This is a genomic window from Ciceribacter lividus (assembly GCF_003337715.1).
Classification (GTDB): domain Bacteria; phylum Pseudomonadota; class Alphaproteobacteria; order Rhizobiales; family Rhizobiaceae; genus Allorhizobium; species Allorhizobium lividum.
On record NZ_QPIX01000009.1, the window covers coordinates 104399 to 124632 of the forward strand.

Here is a 20234-nt window from a genome sequence, read left to right on the forward strand (position 1 = left end):
TTGCGGGCGGGACGGAGGCTTTCCGTCCCGCCTGGCACCGGAGGCAAACACCATGACCGCGCCCACCCTCGTCATTCCCGATCTCGCCGGCAAGGCCGTTCTCATCACCGGAGCATCGACCGGCATCGGCGCGGCGCTCGCTCGCGCCTTTGCGGCCCAGGGCGCCATGGTCGGGCTCCATTACCATGCGAGCATCGACGCGGCAGAAGAGCTCGCCGAGGAGATCGCCGGGTCTGGCGGCAAGGTGAAGCTGCTGCAGGCCGACGCCACCCGCTCGGGCGAGATGGCGCGTATCGTCGGGGAAGCCGCCGACGCTTTCGGGCGGCTGGACGGTCTCGTCAACAATGCCGGCGGCATGGTCGCGCGCCTCAGCTACGAGGCGATGACCGACGCCCATTACGACGCGGTGATGGACCTCAACGCCCGCTCCGTGCTCGCCGCCTCTACGGCCGCCATTCCGCACCTGAAGAAGCAGGGCGGCGGCTTCATCATCAACACGACCTCGATTGCCGCCCGCAACGGCGCGAGCGGCGGCGCCGGCATCTACGGCTCGGCCAAGGCCTTCGTCGCCAACGTCACCCGCGGCATGGCAAAGGAACTGATCGCCTACGACATCCGCGTGAATGCCGTGGCGCCGGGCGTCATCCTCACACCCTTCCACGAGCGCTACTCGACCGCGCAGCAGCTGGAAGCCCAGCTCGCCACCGTCCCGCAGAAGCGCTTCGGCACGCCGGAAGACTGCGTCGGCGCCTACCTGTTCCTCGCCTCGAAGACCCTGTCCGGCTACATGATCGGCCAGACGCTCGAGGTGAACGGCGGACAACTGATGCCCTGACGGGCACCTCATATTTCGAACTCATTCCGGGAGGAAAACCCATGACGAAACGCATCGTCTTCACCGGCGGCAGCGGCAAGGCCGGCCGACACGTCGTCCCCTATCTCATCGACAAGGGCCACGAGGTGCTGAACCTCGACCTGGTGCCGCTCGACCATCCGGGCGTCAACACCCTCATCACCGACGTCAACGACGGCAGCCAGGTGTTCAACGCGCTCTCCATGCATTTCGGCTTCGAAGGCCTTGAGACCGGCAAGGGGCCGGCGCCCGTCGATGCGGTGATACACTTCGCAGCGGTACCGCGCATTCTGATGCGACCCGACAACACGACGTTCCTGGTCAACGTCGCCTCCACCTACAACGTCATCGAGGCGGCGGTGAAACTCGGCATCCGCAAGATCATCATCGCCTCCAGCGAAACCACCTACGGGGTCTGCTTCGCCGAGGGCGACAAGGATTTCCACCAGTTTCCGCTCGAGGAAGACTACGACGTCGATCCGATGGACAGCTACGGCCTCTCCAAGGTGGTCAACGAGAAGACTGCCCGCGCCTTCGCGATGCGTTCCGGCGCCGACATCTACGCACTGCGAATCGGCAACGTCATCGAACCGCACGAATACGACCGGTTCCCGGCCTTCATCGCCGATCCGCCGTCGCGCAAGCGCAATGCCTGGAGCTATATCGACGCCCGCGACCTCGGCCAGATCGTGCATCTGTGCGTGGAAAAGGACGGGCTCGGCTACCAGGTCTTCAACGCGGTCAACGACACGATCACCGCAAACGAGCCGACCGCCGAGTTCCTGAAGCGCTGGGCGCCCGGCACGCCCCATACCCGCAAGATCGAGGGCTTCGAAGCACCGATCTCCAATCGCAAGATCCGCGAGGTGCTCGGCTTCAGGGAAGAGCACGACTGGCGGAAATACGTCTCCGCCTGACGATGTCGCCGGCCGGTCCCGCCACCGAGAGCGGAACCGGCCGTTGCATTACTCGGCCGGCCCGATCGACAGTTCGATTGGTTCGAGCCCGTCGATGCCGCCGGTGATCCTGTCGCCGGCGACCACCGGACCGACTCCCGCGGGCGTACCCGTATAGAGGAGATCTCCCTGCCTGAGGTGGTAGTACCACGACAGGTGGCTGATCAGCTCCGGAACAGACCAGGCGAGCTCCGAAAGCCGCGCGTCCTGGCGCAGCTCCTCGCCGACCTTCAACCAAATGCGCTGGTCGCCGATGCCGGCAAACGTCGCCGCCTTGGTGATCCTTCCGATCACCGCCGAATTCTCGAAGGCCTTGCCGAGGTCCCACGGCCGCTGCTTGACGCGGGCTGCCTGCTGCAGGTCGCGCCGGGTCATGTCGAGGCCGCAAGCAAAGCCATAGACCGCCTTCGCCGCCTCTTCTGTGCCCGCCCTGAACAGCGGCGCGCCGATCGCGACCACCAGTTCCATCTCGTGGTGCAGGTTGCTCGTTCCCGGCGGATAGGGAATTTCAGTGCCGGAAAGCACGATCGCGCTCGCCGGCTTGGTGAAGTAGAACGGCTCCTCCCGGTCGACCTCGGCGCCCATCTCGGCAGCGTGCGCCGCATAATTGCGGCCGACGCAGAAAATCCGGTGGACGGGGTAACCGGCCTCCTCCCCCTCGACCGGCACGAGCGGCGATGCCGGGATCTCGAACAATGCCTTCATCTGTCTTCGCTTGCTCCTCGAACATGGATCCGCCACCGGCGGATGCGCATAGAGGTATGCACCAGCGACGCCTCCGGCGCAAAAGCAAACTCGAATGGAGAAAGAGACGGGCCGCACAAGCCCCAGCCGGCTGGCCCACCTTCGACAATCAAGAGAAGCGCGACAGGCAATAATCAACTACAACTTGCAATAAAATTGATAAACATCAAGTCTTGCGAAAGGGCGAACACGTCCTATCGTCAACTCTCACGGGCAGGTCTTTTTTGTTCTCCCAAATGACGGTAGACGAAAGGAATCGAACTGTGGGGGGCACAATTTCGAGATGCTTGAAATCTATGAAATGCCGGGGCACCTGATTCGACGCTTGAATCAGGTTACTGTATCGTTGTTTGTCGAAGAAACGTCCAAGGAAGGCTTTGATCTGACGCCGGTGCAATATGCCGCGCTGATCGCCATCAACTCCATGCCGGGCCTCGACCAGGCGTCTGTCGCAAGCCACATCGCCTATGATCGGGTGACAATCGGCGGCGTCATCGACCGCCTGGTGCAGAAGGAGCTGGTTCGTCGCGAAACGAATCCGAACGACCGGCGCGCGCGCAGGCTCTATCTGACGGAAGGCGGAACGGAAACGTTACAGAAGATCCGACCGATCGTCTGGCGGCTTCAGGAGGAACTGCTGGCAGGTCTCGAACATGCCGAGCGCGAGCAGTTCGTCTCTCTGCTGCGCAAGGTGGCCGAACATGCGAACGAGAAGAGTCGCGCGCCGCTGCGGGTGGACTGGCAGCAATAGACCCGCAGCCTCGGATCTACGGCACGAGAACGGCCGCGCCCTGGAACCGCCCGGCGCGCAGGTCGTCGAGCGCCTCGTTGGCGCGCTCGAGAGGATAGACCGTCGTCGTCGTCCTGACGCCCGCCCGCGGCGCCAGGTCGAGGAACTCGACGGCATCCCGGCGCGTGAGATTGGCGACCGAAAGGATCTGCCGCTCGCCCCAGAGGATCTCGTAGGGAAACTGCGGGATGTCGCTCATGTGGATACCGCCGCAGACCACCCGTCCACCCTTAGCGACCGCCCTGAGCGCAGCCGGCACCAGGTCGCCGACCGGAGCAAAGATGATCGCAGCGTCGAGAGGATGGGGCGGAGCCTCGTCCGACCCGCCGGCCCAGACGGCACCGAGCGACAGCGCCATCTGTTGGGCGGGCATGTCGCCGCCGCGCGTAAACGCATAGACCTCGCGCCCCTGATGGCGGCAGACCTGCGCAATGATGTGGGCGGCGGCGCCGAAGCCGTAGATGCCGATACGCTTCCCCTCGCCCGCCATCTTCAGCGAACGCCAGCCGATGAGCCCGGCGCACATCAGTGGTGCGGCAGCGACCGGATCGTCGAACCCGGCAAGCGGAAAGCAGTAATCCGCGTCCGCCCTGATCTCGGTCGCAAAGCCTCCGTCGCGGGTGTAGCCAGTGAAACCGGGGGAGTCGCAGAGGTTTTCGCGACCATCCCGGCAATAGGAACAGCAGCCGCAGGTGTGCCCGAGCCAGGGAATGCCGATCCGCATGCCGACCGAGAGGTTTCGGACGCCCGGGCCGACCTTCGAGACGATGCCGACCACCTCGTGGCCCGGAACCACGGGAAGCTTCGGCCGGGTAAGATCGCCGTCGACGACGTGCAAATCCGTCCGGCAGACGGCGCACGCCTCAACGCTTGCGACGATCTCGCCCTCGCCGGGTTCGAGATCCGGTCGCTCTTCGAGCCGCAGCCGCTCACCCGGCGCATGAAGCACCATCGCTCTCATCCTGCGACTCCTTTGTCTCGAGGGCGCGCGGCCGGTCGCCGCGGAACGGAACAAACCCTATCCCGAAGACCTTTCCCCACCCGTCGGCGAGGATCAAGCCGCGTTCGAAAGAAAGCGCAAAAGAACCGTTCACCTTTTGGAGGTATAGCTCTCCCGCCTCCCCGGTCTTGGATCGGCCGGGAAAAAATGCGACAAACCGGAAGTCGCCGGATCGGCGCGCATGGTCCCGCTCGGCGGCGAGATCGCGTCGGCGCCCGGCCGATGACGAGCCTGTCCGGCAGAATCGTTCGACGTCCGCCCAACGAAAGGCAATGCAGCAATGACCCACAAGATCGTTCCCGTCGTGATGGCCGGTGGCAAGGGAACCCGCCTCTGGCCGTTGTCCCGGGCGACCGCCGCAAAGCAGTTCATTCGGCTGATCGGCGACAAGACCTTGTTCCAGGGAACTCTGGACCGTGTCGCCAACACGCAGACCTATGAGCCACCCCTGGTCATCGCCAACGACGAATTCCGTTTCCTCGTCGCCGAGCAGGCCCGCGAGCTCGGCGTGCCGCTCTCCGGCATCGTCCTCGAGCCGGAGGCGCGCAACACGGCGGCGGCCATCGCGGTTGCGGCCGTCATCATCGGTCGCGATTTCGGCGATCACGCGGTGATGCAGATCCTGCCGTCCGACCACGAAATCCTTGCCGACGAAACCTACACGCGCTGCGTCGAGACGGCGGCGGAAGCGGCACGCCAGGGCAAGATCGTCACCTTCGGCATCGCGCCGACCGAACCCGCAACGGGCTACGGCTATATCGAGATGGGCAAGGCGTTGCCGGGCGGCGCCCACACGGTGAAGCGCTTCGTCGAAAAGCCGAAGCTCGAAGACGCCCAAAAGATGCTGGAGGCGGGCGGCCACTTCTGGAACTCCGGCATGTTCATGTGCACGGCCGGACAGATGCTCGCCCAGCTCCGCGAACACGCCCCCGAAGTTCTGGCCGCAGCCGAGGAAGCCGTCACCGAGGCGACGACCGACCTCGATTTCGTCCGTCTCGGTGCAGCCGGGTTCGCCAAGAGCCCCAGCATATCGATCGATTATGCCGTCATGGAAAAGGCGCCGAACGTCGCGGTCGTACCCTCGCCGATCACCTGGTCGGACCTCGGCAGCTGGGATGCGATCTGGAAGATCGGCAATCCCGATACGGACGGCAATGTCGTCGCCGGTAACGCCACCCTGGTCAACACCCGCAACTCGCTGGTGATGTCGCGCCACGCCCATCTGGCGGTCCAGGGGATGGACGGCGTCGCCGTGATCGCGAGTGAGGACGCAGTCTATGTCGGACGACTCGACGAAAGCCAGGAGGTCGGCAATCTGGTCAAGACGCTTGCCGCGAAGAAGCAGACAGCGTACCTGACCGAGAGCCACCCGACGTCGCTGCGCCCCTGGGGCGGCTACACCTCCGTCCTCAACGGCGAGCGCTTCCAGGTCAAGCGGCTCTTCGTGCATCCCGGCAAGAAGCTCTCGCTGCAGAAGCACTATCACCGCTCCGAGCACTGGATCTGCGTCAAGGGCACGGCCGAGGTGACGATCGACGACAAGGTGACGATCCTGCACGAAAACGAGTCGATCTATATCCCGCAGGGCGCTGTCCACCGGCTCGGAAACCCCGGCAAGATCCTGCTCGAGATGATCGAGATCCAGACCGGCTCCTATCTCGGCGAAGACGACATCATCCGCATCGTCGACGAATTCGGTCGCAGCTGAGGCCGGTCCCGAGACCGGTGACCGTCTCCGGGAGGCTTGCATCGGGCTTTTCCGGCAGGCACTGTCTGCCGGATTGTCGGCGATGACCGTCTCGGCTATAGCCGAGGCACGGACAAGGAGCGTCTGAGCGCCCGGGGACCTTGGAAAACACATGACCAGCCTTCCGGCCGCGGACGACGCTGCGGCAGACGACACCAGAGCAGGACGAACGGCAGGATACAGCTCACTGCCGGGCGTCGCCGACGAAATGGTCGACCCCTCGGGCAATGTCCGTCCTGTCTGGCGCTCCTTCGTCGCGGCGATCGACGCGATGCCGGATCATGAACTGCACGAACGCTTCGCCCGCGCCGACCGCTACCTGCGGGATGCCGGGGTCTTCTACCGGGCCTATGGCGCGACCGGCAGCAGCGACCGCGCCTGGCCCTTCTCGCATATCCCGGTGCTGATCGACGAGAAGGAATGGCAGTCGATCGCCGCGGGACTGGTGCAGCGGGCCGACCTGCTCGAGACGATCACCGCCGACATCTACGGCGAGAACAGGCTCGTGCAGGAAGGCTTCCTGCCACCGGCGTTGATTGCCGGCAATGCGGAATTCCTGCGCCCGCTCGTCGGCGTGCGGCCGACCAGCGGCCATTTCCTGCACTTCTGCTCCTTCGAGATCGGCCGCGGCCCGGACGGCAACTGGTGGGTGCTCGCCGACCGCACCCAGGCCCCCTCCGGCGCCGGTTTCGCCCTGGAAAACCGCGTCGCGGCGAGCCGCGCCTTCGCCGAACTCTACGGCGAAACCCGCGTGCATCGCCTCGCTTCCTTCTTCGGCGCCTTCCGCGAGGCCCTGATGGAGCAACGGCGGGGCTCCGAGGATCGCGTCGCGGTGCTCACCCCCGGACCGGCGAACGAGACCTATTTCGAACACGCCTTCATCGCCCGCTATCTCGGCATCATGCTCCTCGAAGGCGAGGACCTCGCCATCGTCGACGGACGCGTGATGGTGCGGACCGTCGCGGGACTGAAGCCGGTCAGCGTGCTCTGGCGTCGGCTTGACGCAGCCTATGCCGACCCGCTGGAGCTCGACCAGGATTCCCGCATCGGCACGCCGGGGATGGTACAGGCTGTGCGCAACGGTTCGGTGTCCTTCGTCAACGCGCTCGGCTCCGGGATCCTCGAAACCCGCGCCCTGCTCGCCTTCATCCCCGGCATCTGCCGCCGGCTCCTGGGCGAGGATCTCGCCCTGCCCTCCATCGCGACGTGGTGGTGCGGCCAGACGGCGGAGCGCGCCCATGTCGTCGCCAATATCGACCGGATGGTGATCGGCCCGGCCTTCTCGCGGCTTCCGTTCTTCGACGACAACGGCCAGTCGGTGCTCGGCTCGACGCTGCGCAACAGCGCCCGCCACTCGATCACGGAATGGCTCTCCTTCGACGGCGCCCGGCTGGTCGGCCAGGAAGCCGTCACGCTTTCGACCACGCCCGCCATGGTCGCGGGACAACTCACCCCGCGGCCGATGAGTCTGCGCGTCTTTGCCGCCCGCACACGGGACGGCTGGCAGATCATGCCGGGCGGCTTCGCCCGCATCGGCAACGGCAGCGATGCCGCGGCGATCGCCATGCAGTCGGGCGGCGGCGCCGCCGACGTCTGGATCGTCAGCGCAAAGCCGGTCGCCCGAACAACGCTGCTTCCGACGGAGACGGAAGTCCCGCGCAACGCGCCGGGCAGCCTGCCGAGCCGCGCGGCCGATAACCTCTATTGGCTCGGCCGCTACATCGAGCGGGCCGAAGGCGCATTGCGCATTCTCCGCGCCTGGCATGCCCGTTTCGCCGAGTCCGCCGATCCCGGTCAGCCGCTGCTCGCCTATGTGGCGCGCTATCTCGCAACGCTCGACATCGCCATGGACCGCGGCGTCCCGGAAAGCCTCGTCGGCAACGTCGACAGCGCCGTCTATTCCGCAAGCAACATCCGCGACCGCTTTTCCCCGGACGGCTGGCTGGCGCTCAACGATCTGGCGAAGACGGCGCGGCGCTTCCGTGAGAATGTAAAGGCCGGCGACGACGCGACGCACGCCATGACCATCCTGCTGCGCAAGCTCGCGGGCTTCGCCGGCCTCGTACATGAGAACATGTACCGCTTCACCGGCTGGCGTTTCCTCGCGATCGGCCGCTACCTGGAGCGCGGCCTGCACATGACTCGCCTGCTCGGACACATGACCGGCGACGACGCGCCGGACGGCGCCTTCGACATGCTGCTCGAGATCGGCGACAACGTCATGACCCATCGCCGCCGCTACAATGTCAGCACCACACGCCTGACCGTCACCGACCTCCTGGCGCTGGACCCGTTGAATCCGCGCTCGATCCTCTTCCAGCTGAACGAAATCCGTGTCGAGATGGAACAGCTCCCCGGCGCACGCGTGAACGGCCAGATGTCGCCGCTGCTGCGCGAGGCGACGCGTCTGCAGTCGAGCCTCTCCGTCATGACCGCGGACATGATGGGCAGTAACGTCTATCACGATTTCGAGCGGGATCTGGAGAGGCTGTCGGACATGCTCGCCCAAACCTATCTCGGATAGCCCATGCAATACGATCTCTCGCTGCACATGGGCTATCGCTATGACGTTCCGGCCTCCGGATCGCATCACATCCTGCGGGTCGTACCGCTTTCGCTTCCGGGCCGCCAGCGGCTTGTCGCCGGCGCCGTGACGATCGAGCCGGTGCCGGACGAAACCACACGTTTCGTCGACTTCTTCGGCCATCCGGCGACGGCGATCGCACTGCGCTCCCCCCATCCGCGGCTCGACATCCGCATGCAGGCAAGAGTGATTGTCGACGCCCAGCCGATCCAGGCCGATTTCTCCCCGACCCTCGACGGCCTCGCCGAGGAACTGACGACACTGTGGTCGCTCGATGCGAATTCTCCGCACCATTTCCTGGGGCCGAGTCCGCGACTGCCCGAAGTGGCGGTGATTGCCGGCTATGCCCGGACGGACCTCGATGCGAACCGGACGGTGAGGCAGATTGCCGAAGCCCTCTGCTCCAGGATCCACGCCGACTTCCACTACGACCCGGATGCCACGACCGTGGATACGCAGCCGAAGGACGCCTTTGCGCTGAAAAGGGGCGTGTGCCAGGACTTCGCCCACGTGATGATCATCGCACTCAGGAGCCTCGGTATTCCCGCCGGCTACGTCAGCGGCTTCCTGCGGACGATACCGCCACCGGGCCAGGAACGGCTGGAAGGTGCAGACGCCATGCATGCCTGGGTTCGCGTCTGGTGCGGCAAGGCCACCGGATGGATCGAACTCGATCCGACCAACGACATCGCCGCCGGGACCGATCACGTCGTGGTCGCCTACGGACGCGACTACGCCGACGTCGCGCCCGTCATCGGCGTTCTGAAGAGTTACGGCGGACAGCAGACGATCCAGGCGGTGGACGTCGTTCCGACGAGTTAAACCAACATTTTCTTGCACTGGCGCGCCGGCGGTGCCCCCGCTTCACCCTCGTTTGCGAAAAGTCCAGCCGGATCATCGGCTTGGCGTTGACCGCTTACCCGGCGCCCGCGTCTGAGCGTTCCGCGGACGTGTGAAAGCCCCGTAATCCGACCGTTTGAACAATCGCCTAAAGGAGCATTCGCTAAAATTTTACCGTTTCGTTTAAGTCGAAGAGAAGGTCTTCCGTCTATTAGCTTTCCATCACCCTTCGATGATGGAAGAACATGATGATCGGCCTCGGTGAGAATGAGCGTACTTTCCTGCGTTTCCTGAAGGACCGCAGTGGCAATTTCGGCGTGATGACCGCGCTGCTCCTTCCAGTTTCACTCGCTGCGGCGGGTGTGGCGATGGATCTGACGAAGCTCGTCCAGGTCAAGAGCGCCCTGCAGGACGCGGCGGATTCCGCGGCCCTCGCCGCGGCGGCGGCGATGTCGGGCAAAGGCCTCACGGACGCCGAGGCGATCGCACTCGCCAAGAAGTTCATAGCGGCGCAGTCGGCCAACAGCATCGCGCCGAGTGCAGACGAACTCGGTTTGACGGAAGAGGAGATGCAGGCGAAGCTCGAGGAAGCCGCCGTCGGCACGGTCGAGCGCACGCCGAACGGCTCGGGCGAAATCTATGACGTTACGGTGAACAGCTACTACGACGTGCCGATGACCCCGCTCACCCGCCTCCTCGGTTACGAGACGGTTCGTGTGAGCGTCACGAGTTCGGCCCAGAGCGCCACGGCCAATACCAAGAACCCGCTTTCAATGTATATGGTCCTCGACCGCTCCGGTTCGATGGCTTGGGACACGAGCGAGACCTATGACACGACGTGCTATACGCGGTATGGCTGGGCCTATTCATGCACGAAATACTATACCAAGATTGAAGCGCTGAAACTGGCTGTCAAGGATCTCGCCAACCAGCTCGACACGGCCGACCCGGACGCCAAATATGTCCGTACGGCCGCCGTCTCCTACAACAGTTCGATGCAGACGCCGACCTCGTTCGCCTGGGGCACGACAAGCGTGGTCAAATATGTCGACGCGCTGACGGCCACGGGGGGCACCGATTCGTCCTCGGCCGTGGCGACGGCCTACAAGGCGCTCGCCGGCAGTACCGAGAATACGGCCCATCAGAAGATGAACGGCGAGACGAGCCCGAGCAAGTTCATCGTCTTCATGACTGACGGCGACAACAACTATACCAGCGCAGACACCGCGACGAAGAAGACCTGCGACTCGGCGAAGACTGCGGGCATCGAGATCTACACGATCGCCTTCATGGCACCCGAACGTGGCCAGGCCCTCTTGCAGTATTGCGCGACGGACACCTCGCATTACTTCGATGCCCAGAATGCCGCCGACCTGGTCGCCGCATTCAAGGAGATCGGCGAGAAGGCGACCGAGTCAATGACGCGACTGACCAACTAGACCGCGGCCGGAAAGCCGGCACATCCGTGGAACCGCGCCGGAAACGACGCGGTTCTTGTCTTTTGTCAGATTGAAAAACCGTCATCTGCTCACGGACAGATGCGGCGGCCATTTTCGCACCTGCGGAATTCGTCTGTTGCACGTGCTTGAGAACGATGCGTAAACTGGCATCGGCAACCAGATGTGGTCGCCGCCCCGTGCAACGTTCCCATGCAACGAAAGAAGTGCTGGCGAAGACATGACGAAGCCCAAAGGCAATGCCGATCTGCTGCAACCGAAACCCCGCATTTCCAGCCCCGACGTTCTTGCCGCGGAAATCATCGAGCACCTGACTTACGGAATCGGCAAGGACGCCAAGGTTGCCACGCCGCACGACTGGCTGACCGCGACCATTCTGGCGATCCGCGGGCGCATCATCGACAAGTGGATGGACTCCACGCGGGAGGCCTACAGGACGAACGGCAAGCGGGTCTACTATCTCTCGCTGGAGTTCCTGATCGGTCGCCTGATGCGCGATGCGGTCTCGAATCTCGGACTGATGGACGAGGTCCGCCAGGCGCTCGTCTCGCTCGGCGTCAATCTCGACGTCATCGCCGAACTGGAGCCGGATGCGGCGCTCGGCAACGGCGGCCTCGGTCGGCTCGCCGCCTGCTTCATGGAATCCATGGCGACCGTCGGCATTCCGGCCTACGGCTACGGCATCCGCTACGTCCACGGTCTCTTCCGCCAGCAGATGGCCGACGGCTGGCAGGTCGAGCTTCCCGAGACCTGGCTCGCCCACGGCAACCCGTGGGAATTCGAACGTCGCGAAAGCTCCTACGAAATCGGATTCGGCGGTGCGGTCGACACAAACGGCGGCCCCGACGAGCCGCGCCGCTATGTCTGGAAACCCGCCGAGCGGGTTATTGCGACCGGCTACGACACGCCGGTCGTCGGCTGGCGCGGCGCCCGCGTCAACACGCTGCGCCTCTGGTCCGCCCAGCCGATCGACCCGATCCTTCTCGACGCCTTCAACGCCGGCGACCACATCGGCGCGCTGCGCGAGAGCAACAAGGCCGAAACGCTGACCCGCGTGCTCTATCCCGCCGACGCAACGCCGGCCGGGCAGGAACTGCGCCTGCGCCAGGAATACTTCTTCTGCTCCGCCTCCCTGCAGGACATCCTGCGGCGGCACCTGCAGCAGGGCAATGCCCTCGCCTCGCTGCCGGACAAGGTGGCAATCCAGCTGAACGACACCCACCCGGCGGTATCGGTCGTCGAACTGATGCGCCTTCTCTGCGACATGCACGGGCTGGACTTCGACCAGGCCTGGGACATCACCTGGCGCACCTTCTCCTATACCAACCACACGCTGCTGCCCGAGGCGCTGGAAAGCTGGCCCGTGCCGCTCTTCGAGCGCCTCTTGCCGCGCCACATGCAGCTCGTCTACGAGATCAACGCCAAGGTACTGCTCGATGCCCGCCGCAGCCGGCATTTCAGCGACCAGGAGATTGCCCACATCTCGCTGATCGAAGAGAGCGGCAGCCGTCGCGTGCGGATGGGCAATCTCGCCTTCATGGGCTCACACAGCGTCAACGGCGTCTCCGCACTTCACACCGACCTCATGAAGCAGACGGTGTTTGCCGACCTTCACAAGCTCTATCCGGACCGCATCAACAACAAGACGAACGGCATCACGCCGCGCCGCTGGCTGATGCAGTGCAATCCCGGGCTGACCGACCTCGTCACGGAAGCGATCGGCCCCGATTTCAAGGACGATGTCGAGAAGCTCCGCCCGCTCGACAACTTCGCCGACGACCCGGCCTTCCAGGAGAAGTTCGCGGCAATCAAGCGCGCCAACAAGGAGCGGCTTTCCAATCTGGTGCTGAGCCGCATGGGCGTGCGCATCGACCCCTCGGCCCTCTTCGACATCCAGATCAAGCGCATCCACGAATACAAGCGGCAGCTCCTCAACATCATCGAGGCGATCTCGCTCTACGACCAGATCCGCTCCCATCCCGAGCGGGACTGGGTGCCGCGGGTGAAGCTGCTCGCCGGCAAGGCGGCACCGAGCTATCACAACGCCAAGCTGATCATCAAGCTCGCCAACGACGTGGCGCGGGTGATCAACAACGACCCTTCGGTACGCGGCCTCCTGAAGGTGGTCTTCATCCCGAACTACAACGTCTCGCTGGCGGAGATCATGGTGCCGGCCGCAGACCTCTCCGAGCAGATCTCGACCGCCGGCATGGAGGCCTCGGGAACCGGAAACATGAAGTTCGCGTTGAACGGGGCGCTGACAATCGGCACGCTCGACGGCGCCAATGTCGAGATGCTCGAACATGTCGGGGAGGAGAATATCGTGATCTTCGGAATGACCGCCGAGGAAGTTGCGGCCGCCCGCTCCGACGGACACAATCCGCGGGCGATCATCGAATCCTCGCCCGAACTGGCCCAAGCGCTCTCGGCGATTTCGGCGGGCGTCTTCTCGCCCGATGACCGTGACCGCTTCTCGGGCCTCGTGGACGGCCTCTTCCAGCACGACTGGTTCATGGTGGCTGCCGACTTTGACGCCTACGCGAAGGCGCAGCGCCAGGTCGACTCGATCTGGACCGATGCGTCCTCCTGGTATTCCAAGACGATCCGCAACACCGCCCGGATGGGCTGGTTCTCCTCAGACCGCACGATCAGACAGTACACCGCGGACATTTGGAGAGCCTGATGACGAAAGCGCCGAAGAAGGCCGGGAAGACCGGCCAGACGGAGCAGCCATCCGCCGCTGACATCGCGGCCATCGTCAACGGGCAACACATGGATCCTTTCGCCGTTCTCGGCGTACACGACGCCGGTTCCGGCTTCCGGGCCCGCTGCTTTGTGCCGGGGGCGGAGACGATCGAGGCTTTCGCGCTCGACGGTACACCGATCGGAACTCTCGCCTGCCTTCATCCGGCGGGCTTTTTTGACGGCCCCGTTTCGATCGCCACGTTCCAGCCCATTCGCTATCGTGCCACCCGCGGCGATGCCGAATGGATGGTCACCGATCCCTACAGCTTCTGGCCGGTGCTCGGCCCCATGGACGACTACTTCCTGCGAGAGGGGTCGCATCTGCGCCTGTTCGACAAGATGGGTGCCCACCCGATGCGCCATCAGGGGGTCGACGGTTTCCACTTTGCCGTCTGGGCGCCGAATGCGCGACGGGTTTCCGTGGTCGGGGATTTCAACGACTGGGACGGCCGCCGGCACGTGATGCGGTTGCGCCGCGACACCGGGATATGGGAGATATTCGCGCCGGACGTCCGGCCCGGATCGGCCTACAAGTTCGAGATCATCGGCAAGAACGACGAACTTCTGCCGCTCAAAGCCGACCCTTACGCCCGAAAGGCGGAACTGCGCCCGAAGAACGCCTCGATCACGGCCGCCGAACTCGACCAGACCTGGGAGGACGAGCCGCACCGCAAGCATTGGGCATCCGTCGACAAGCGACGCCAGCCGATGAGCATCTACGAAGTGCATGCGGGCTCCTGGCAACGGCGCGACGACGGCGGCCTGCTGAGCTGGGATGAGCTCGCCGACCGCCTCATCCCCTACTGCGTCGACATGGGCTTCACCCACATCGAGTTCCTGCCAGTCACGGAACATCCCTACGACCCTTCCTGGGGATACCAGACGACGGGGCTTTACGCGCCGACCGCACGGTTCGGGGAACCGGAGGGCTTCGCCCGCTTCGTCAACGGCTGCCACAAGGTGGGGCTCGGCGTCATCCTCGACTGGGTGCCCGCCCATTTCCCCACCGACGAACACGGACTTCGCTGGTTCGACGGCACCGCGCTCTACGAGCACGAGGACCCGCGCAAGGGTTTCCACCCCGACTGGAACACCGCGATCTACAATTTCGGCCGTATCGAGGTGCTGTCCTATCTCATCAACAACGCCCTCTACTGGGCGGAGAAATTCCATCTCGACGGACTTCGCGTCGATGCCGTCGCCTCGATGCTCTATCTCGACTACTCCCGCAAGGAAGGCGAGTGGATCCCGAACGAATACGGCGGCCGCGAGAACCTGGAGGCGGTGCGCTTCCTCCAGAAGATGAACACACATCTCTACGGCAGCCATCCGGAAGTGATGACGATCGCGGAAGAGTCCACATCCTGGCCGAAGGTCTCGCAGCCGGTGCATGAAGGCGGGCTCGGCTTCGGCTTCAAGTGGAACATGGGCTTCATGCACGACACGCTGAGCTATTTCTCGCGTGATCCGGTGCATCGCAGGTTCCACCATCAGGAAATCACCTTCGGCCTGCTCTACGCCTTCTCGGAAAACTTCGTGCTGCCCATCTCGCACGACGAGGTGGTGCACGGCAAAGGCTCGATGATCGCCAAGATGCCGGGTGACGACTGGCAGAAATTCGCCAACCTGCGCGCCTACTACGCCTTCATGTGGGGCTATCCCGGCAAGAAGCTCCTCTTCATGGGCCAGGAATTCGCCCAGTGGAGCGAATGGAGCGAGGCGCGCGCCCTCGACTGGAACCTGCTGCAATATGCCCTCCACGAGGGCATGCGCCGGCTCATACGCGACCTCAACCTGAGCTATCGTTCCAAGCCGGCGCTGCATGCGCGCGACTGCGAGGGCGACGGCTTCGAATGGCTGATCGCCGACGATCAGGACCGCTCCGTCTTCGCCTGGCTGCGCAAAGCGCCGGGCGAGAAGCCGGTCGCCGTCGTCTCGAACCTGACGCCGGTCTATCACGAACGTTTTTCCGTGCCGCTGCCGATCGCCGGAAGGTGGCGCGAGATCGTGAATACGGACGCCGAGATCTACGGCGGCAGCGGCAAGGGGAACGGCGGCAGGGTGATCGCCGAGCGCGGACCGGATGGGCGGATCGCGGCCTCGCTGTCTCTGCCGCCGCTCGCCGTCATCATGCTCGAACCAGAAAACTGACGCGGGAGGGGAACCATGCAGGAAAGAAGAATACAGCCTCTGGCACGCGACGCGATGGCCTATGTCCTTGCCGGCGGACGGGGGAGCCGCCTCAAGGAACTGACCGATCGGCGCGCGAAGCCAGCCGTCTATTTCGGGGGGAAGACCCGCATCATCGACTTCGCGCTCTCCAACGCGCTGAATTCCGGTATCCGCCGCATCGGGGTCGCCACCCAGTACAAGGCGCATTCGCTAATCCGCCATCTGCAGCGGGGCTGGAACTTCTTCCGCCCGGAACGAAACGAGAGCTTCGACATCCTCCCGGCGAGCCAGCGCGTCTCCGAGACGCAGTGGTATGAAGGGACGGCCGACGCGGTCTACCAGAACATCGACATCATCGAGCCCTACGGCCCGGAATACATGGTGATCCTTGCCGGCGACCACATCTACAAGATGGACTACGAGCTGATGCTGCAGCAGCACGTCGATTCCGGGGCCGACGTCACGATCGGCTGCCTCGAAGTGCCGCGCTCGGAGGCAAGCGCCTTCGGGGTCATGCACGTCAACGAGAAAGACGAGATCATCGCCTTCATCGAGAAGCCGGCCGACCCGCCGGGCATTCCCGGCAAGGAGGATTTCTCGCTCGCCTCGATGGGCATCTACGTCTTCCACACCCGCTTCCTGATGGAATGCCTGCGGCGAGACGCCGAGGACCCAAAATCGAGCCGCGACTTCGGCAAGGACATCATTCCCTACATCGTCGAGAACGGTAAGGCCGTCGCCCATCGCTTCGCGCGCTCCTGCGTGCGCTCGGAAGGCGAGCATACGCCCTACTGGCGCGATGTCGGAACGATCGACGCCTACTGGCAGGCGAATATCGACCTCACCGACGTGGTTCCGGAACTCGACATCTACGACAAGTCCTGGCCGATCTGGAGCTATGCCGAGGTGACGCCGCCCGCCAAGTTCGTGCACGACGACGAGGGACGCCGCGGCTCCGCCATCTCGTCTCTGGTTTCGGGCGACTGCATCATTTCCGGCTCCTCGCTCCACAAGAGCCTTCTCTTCACCGGTGTGCGCGCCAATTCCTATTCGCGCCTCGAAGGTGCGATCATATTGCCGCGGGTGGTAATCGGTCGCCATGCGCGGCTCACCAACGTCATCATCGATCATGGGGTCGTTATTCCCGAGGGCCTCGTGGTCGGCGAGGACCCGGAGCTTGACGCACGACGCTTCCGCCGCTCCGAAAACGGCGTCTGCCTGATCACCCAGACCATGCTGGACAAACTCGAAGCGGGAGCCTGATGAGAATTCTTTCGGTTACCTCCGAGATTTACCCGCTGGTCAAGACCGGCGGGCTCGCCGACGTTGCCGGCGCCCTGCCGCTGGCGCTGAAGGCCCACGACATCGAGGTGAAGACGCTGGTGCCGGGATATCCGGCAGTCATGCGGGTCATCGGCAAGGCCGAGGAACGCCTACACCTGCCGGACGTCTTCGGCGTCGAGGCGCGCGTTCTGGAGGTCGAGCACGAAGGCCTCGATCTCCTCGTGCTCGACGCCCCTGCCCTGTTCGATCGCATGGGCGGGCCTTACATCGACCAGAACGGCGCGGACTACGGCGACAACTGGAAACGCTTTGCCCTCCTCTCGAAGATCGGCGCCGAGATCGCCGCCGGTGCAATCGAGGGCTGGCAGCCGGATCTCGTGCATGCGCACGACTGGCAGGCGGCACTGACGCCGCTCTACATGCGCCATTCGACGACTGCCGGGACACCGTCGGTGATCACCATTCACAACATGGCGTTCCAGGGCCAGTTCTCCTCCGAGCTCTTCGCCCAACTCGGTCTTCCCGACCGCGCCTACATGGAATCGCTCGAATATTACGGGCGCGTGAGCTACCTGAAGGGCGGCCTGACCTCGGCCACCGCAATCACCACGGTCAGCCCCTCCTATGCCGAGGAGATCCTCACCCCGGAATACGGCATGGGCCTCGAAGGCGTGATCGCGAGCCGCGCCGAGGATGTCTACGGCATCGTCAACGGCATAGACGCCGCCGTCTGGAACCCGGCCAGCGATCCGCTGCTCGTCGAAAACTACACCGCGGCGGCCCTGCGCAAACGGATGGCGAACCGCGCCGCGGTCGCAAGCCATTTCGGCCTGGACGACGATGAAGGCCCGATCTTCTGTGTGATCTCCCGGCTGACCTGGCAGAAGGGCATGGACCTCCTCGCGGAAGTCGTCGACGACATCGTCGCCGCCGGAGGAAAGCTCGCCGTGCTCGGCACGGGGGACGCAGCACTCGAAGGAGCCATGCGCGCCGCGGCCGGTCGCCACAACCGGCGCGTCGGAGTCATCATCGGCTATGACGAGCAGCTGTCCCATCTGCTGCAGGGCGGCGCCGACGCGATCCTCGTTCCCTCCCGCTTCGAGCCCTGCGGGCTCACCCAGCTCTACGCCCTGCGCTACGGCTGCGTGCCCGTCGTCGCCCGCACCGGCGGGCTCGCCGACACGATCGTCGATGCCAACGAGGCAGCCCTCGGCGCGCGGGCTGCCACAGGCGTGCAATTCTCGCCGGTCACTGCCGACGGGCTGCGGCACGGCCTGCGCCGTGCCATCCGGCTTTACGGCGACGCCAAACTTTGGACGCAGATTCAAAAGCAGGGTATGAAAGCCGACGTATCCTGGGGCAAGAGCGCCGAGCGGTATGCGGACCTCTATCAACGCCTCGTTTCGAAAGGCCATTGATTACATGATCAAAACCATTGCAACCAAACCTTACGACGACCAGAAGCCCGGCACGTCCGGCCTGCGCAAGAAGGTTCCGGTTTTCCAGCAGGAGAACTACGCGCAGAACTTCATCCAGTCGATCTTCGACTCGCTCGAAGACTTCGCGGGCAGGACGCTGGTCATCGGCGGCGACGGGCGCTACTTCAACCGTGAGGTCATCCAGATCGCGATCAAGATGGCGGCCGCCAATGGCTTCGGCAAGGTGATGGTCGGCAAAGGCGGGATCCTTTCGACGCCGGCGGCCTCGAACCTCATCCGCAAGTACAAGGCCTTCGGTGGCATCATCCTCTCGGCCAGCCACAATCCCGGCGGCCCGACCGAGGATTTCGGCATCAAGTACAACACGAGCAACGGCGGGCCGGCGCCGGAAAAGATAACCGACGCGATCTATGCCCGCTCCAAAGTCATCGACAGCTACAAGATCTTCGACGCCCCGGATCTGGACCTCGACGCCATCGCCACGCTTACACTCGGCGACATGATCGTCGAGATCATCGATCCGGTTGCCGACTATGCGGAACTGATGGAAGAACTCTTCGACTTCCCGGCGATCCGCAACCTCTTCGGCCTCGGTTTCCAGATGGTCTTCGACGCCATGAGCGCGGTCACCGGCCCCTACGCCAAGGAGATCATCGAGCGGCGGCTCGGCGCGCCCGAGGGCACGGTGCGCAACTTCACGCCACTGCCGGACTTCGGCGGCCACCACCCCGATCCGAATCTCGTCCATGCCAAGGAACTCTACGACGAGATGATGAGCGGCGGCGACGCCCCGGATTTCGGCGCCGCCTCCGACGGCGACGGCGACCGCAACCTGATCATCGGCCGCGGCATCTTCGTCACACCTTCCGACAGCCTCGCGGTGCTCGCCGCCAATGCTCAGCTCGCCCCCGGCTATTCCAAAGGCATCGCCGGCATCGCCCGCTCGATGCCGACGAGCACTGCGGCCGACAAGGTCGCCGAGAAACGCGGCATCGGCATGTACGAGACGCCGACCGGCTGGAAGTTCTTCGGCAATCTGCTCGACGCGGGCAAGGTGACGATCTGCGGCGAGGAGAGCGCCGGAACCGGCTCGGATCACGTGCGTGAGAAGGACGGCCTCTGGGCCGTGCTGCTTTGGCTCAACATCCTCGCGGTGCGCGGCGAGAGCGTCGAGGACATCGTCACGCAGCACTGGGCGACCTACGGCCGCAACTACTATTCCCGCCATGACTACGAAGGCGTCGATTCCGACGCTGCCAACGGGTTGATAGCGGCGCTACGCGAGAAACTGCCCTCGCTTCCCGGAACGAAGATCGGCGATCTCACCGTCGCGACAGCCGACGACTTCGCCTATCACGATCCGGTCGACAATTCCGTTTCGAGGAACCAGGGCATTCGCGTGCTGTTCGCGGGCGGCTCGCGCGTCGTCTTCCGCCTCTCGGGAACCGGCACCTCGGGCGCCACCCTGCGCGTCTACATCGAACGCTACGAGCCAGACGCCAATCGCCACAATCTTGAAACCCAGGCGGCTCTCGCCGACCTGATCGCTGCGGCCGAGACCCTTGCCGACATCCGGGCACGCACCGGACGCGACGCCCCGACCGTCATCACCTGAGGCGAAGA

The 20234-nt window shown here is 64.4% G+C and carries 14 protein-coding genes; 12 read left to right on the forward strand and 2 right to left on the reverse strand.

The window, feature by feature from the left end; genetic code table 11:
* Positions 1–52 precede the first annotated feature (52 nt).
* Positions 53–835 (forward strand): SDR family NAD(P)-dependent oxidoreductase, encoded by a 783-nt coding sequence (locus DFR48_RS16235; protein ID WP_114364368.1) that lies wholly within the window; start codon positions 53–55, stop codon positions 833–835.
* A gap of 41 nt (positions 836–876) precedes the next feature.
* Positions 877–1770, forward strand: a complete 894-nt coding sequence (locus tag DFR48_RS16240) for an NAD-dependent epimerase/dehydratase family protein (RefSeq protein ID WP_114364255.1) — start codon at positions 877–879, stop codon at positions 1768–1770.
* Positions 1771–1818: 48 nt separating this feature from the next.
* Here the strand turns inward: DFR48_RS16240 and DFR48_RS16245 are convergent, their stop codons facing one another.
* Entirely contained in the window at positions 1819–2514 is a 696-nt protein-coding gene (locus tag DFR48_RS16245; protein ID WP_114364256.1) for a fumarylacetoacetate hydrolase family protein, read from the reverse strand.
* A 385-nt stretch (positions 2515–2899) separates the two neighbouring features.
* On the opposite strand from DFR48_RS16245, the gene DFR48_RS16250 reads away from it, so the two are divergent.
* Positions 2900–3304: a MarR family winged helix-turn-helix transcriptional regulator gene (locus DFR48_RS16250; RefSeq protein ID WP_342634920.1), complete on the forward strand. Its 405-nt coding sequence runs from the start codon at positions 2900–2902 to the stop codon at positions 3302–3304.
* A gap of 16 nt (positions 3305–3320) precedes the next feature.
* Here DFR48_RS16250 and DFR48_RS16255 read toward each other — a convergent pair whose 3' ends face one another.
* A complete protein-coding gene (locus DFR48_RS16255) occupies positions 3321–4304 on the reverse strand; it encodes a zinc-dependent alcohol dehydrogenase family protein (RefSeq protein ID WP_114364258.1) in 984 nt (327 codons plus the stop codon).
* Positions 4305–4623: 319 nt separating this feature from the next.
* On the opposite strand from DFR48_RS16255, the gene DFR48_RS16260 reads away from it, so the two are divergent.
* From DFR48_RS16260 to DFR48_RS16300, 9 genes are all read left to right on the forward strand, one after another.
* Positions 4624–6051, forward strand: a complete 1428-nt coding sequence (locus DFR48_RS16260) for a mannose-1-phosphate guanylyltransferase/mannose-6-phosphate isomerase (protein ID WP_114364259.1) — start codon at positions 4624–4626, stop codon at positions 6049–6051.
* Positions 6052–6202: 151 nt separating this feature from the next.
* On the forward strand, positions 6203–8614 hold the full coding sequence (locus DFR48_RS16265; RefSeq protein WP_114364260.1) for a circularly permuted type 2 ATP-grasp protein: 2412 nt from the start codon (positions 6203–6205) through the stop codon (positions 8612–8614).
* 3 nt (positions 8615–8617) lie between these two features.
* Positions 8618–9496: a transglutaminase family protein gene (locus DFR48_RS16270; RefSeq protein ID WP_114364261.1), complete on the forward strand. Its 879-nt coding sequence runs from the start codon at positions 8618–8620 to the stop codon at positions 9494–9496.
* 266 nt (positions 9497–9762) lie between these two features.
* The gene (locus tag DFR48_RS16275; protein ID WP_114364262.1) at positions 9763–10953 is read left to right on the forward strand and encodes a vWA domain-containing protein; all 1191 of its coding nucleotides are present in this window, start codon (positions 9763–9765) and stop codon (positions 10951–10953) included.
* Between the two features lie 238 nt (positions 10954–11191).
* Positions 11192–13654: a glycogen/starch/alpha-glucan phosphorylase gene (locus DFR48_RS16280; RefSeq protein WP_114364263.1), complete on the forward strand. Its 2463-nt coding sequence runs from the start codon at positions 11192–11194 to the stop codon at positions 13652–13654.
* The gene (glgB, locus tag DFR48_RS16285) at positions 13654–15867 is read left to right on the forward strand and encodes a 1,4-alpha-glucan branching protein GlgB (RefSeq protein ID WP_114364264.1); all 2214 of its coding nucleotides are present in this window, start codon (positions 13654–13656) and stop codon (positions 15865–15867) included. The genes DFR48_RS16280 and glgB overlap by 1 nt, the downstream gene beginning before the upstream one ends.
* Before the next feature lie 15 nt (positions 15868–15882).
* Positions 15883–17151, forward strand: a complete 1269-nt coding sequence (gene glgC / locus DFR48_RS16290; RefSeq protein ID WP_114364265.1) for a glucose-1-phosphate adenylyltransferase — start codon at positions 15883–15885, stop codon at positions 17149–17151.
* Complete coding sequence (gene glgA / locus DFR48_RS16295; protein WP_114364266.1) at positions 17151–18590, forward strand: glycogen synthase GlgA; 1440 nt, start codon at positions 17151–17153, stop codon at positions 18588–18590. The genes glgC and glgA overlap by 1 nt, the downstream gene beginning before the upstream one ends.
* A gap of 4 nt (positions 18591–18594) precedes the next feature.
* Entirely contained in the window at positions 18595–20226 is a 1632-nt protein-coding gene (locus DFR48_RS16300; protein ID WP_114364267.1) for an alpha-D-glucose phosphate-specific phosphoglucomutase, read from the forward strand.
* The last annotated feature ends 8 nt before the right edge of the window (positions 20227–20234 follow it).

What these genes read in the sequence shown, in the direction of transcription:
- DFR48_RS16235 (WP_114364368.1), top strand. Translation starts at nt 53, where the DNA reads ATGACCGCGCCCACCCTCGTCATTCCCGATCTCGCCGGCAAGGCCGTT.
- glgC (WP_114364265.1), top strand. Translation starts at nt 15,883, where the DNA reads ATGCAGGAAAGAAGAATACAGCCTCTGGCACGCGACGCGATGGCCTAT.
- DFR48_RS16260 (WP_114364259.1), top strand. Translation starts at nt 4,624, where the DNA reads ATGACCCACAAGATCGTTCCCGTCGTGATGGCCGGTGGCAAGGGAACC.
- glgA (WP_114364266.1), top strand. Translation starts at nt 17,151, where the DNA reads ATGAGAATTCTTTCGGTTACCTCCGAGATTTACCCGCTGGTCAAGACC.
- DFR48_RS16240 (WP_114364255.1), top strand. Translation starts at nt 877, where the DNA reads ATGACGAAACGCATCGTCTTCACCGGCGGCAGCGGCAAGGCCGGCCGA.
- DFR48_RS16270 (WP_114364261.1), top strand. Translation starts at nt 8,618, where the DNA reads ATGCAATACGATCTCTCGCTGCACATGGGCTATCGCTATGACGTTCCG.
- DFR48_RS16245 (WP_114364256.1), bottom strand. Translation starts at nt 2,514, where the DNA reads ATGAAGGCATTGTTCGAGATCCCGGCATCGCCGCTCGTGCCGGTCGAG.
- DFR48_RS16280 (WP_114364263.1), top strand. Translation starts at nt 11,192, where the DNA reads ATGACGAAGCCCAAAGGCAATGCCGATCTGCTGCAACCGAAACCCCGC.
- DFR48_RS16300 (WP_114364267.1), top strand. Translation starts at nt 18,595, where the DNA reads ATGATCAAAACCATTGCAACCAAACCTTACGACGACCAGAAGCCCGGC.
- glgB (WP_114364264.1), top strand. Translation starts at nt 13,654, where the DNA reads ATGACGAAAGCGCCGAAGAAGGCCGGGAAGACCGGCCAGACGGAGCAG.
- DFR48_RS16275 (WP_114364262.1), top strand. Translation starts at nt 9,763, where the DNA reads ATGATCGGCCTCGGTGAGAATGAGCGTACTTTCCTGCGTTTCCTGAAG.
- DFR48_RS16255 (WP_114364258.1), bottom strand. Translation starts at nt 4,304, where the DNA reads ATGAGAGCGATGGTGCTTCATGCGCCGGGTGAGCGGCTGCGGCTCGAA.
- DFR48_RS16265 (WP_114364260.1), top strand. Translation starts at nt 6,203, where the DNA reads ATGACCAGCCTTCCGGCCGCGGACGACGCTGCGGCAGACGACACCAGA.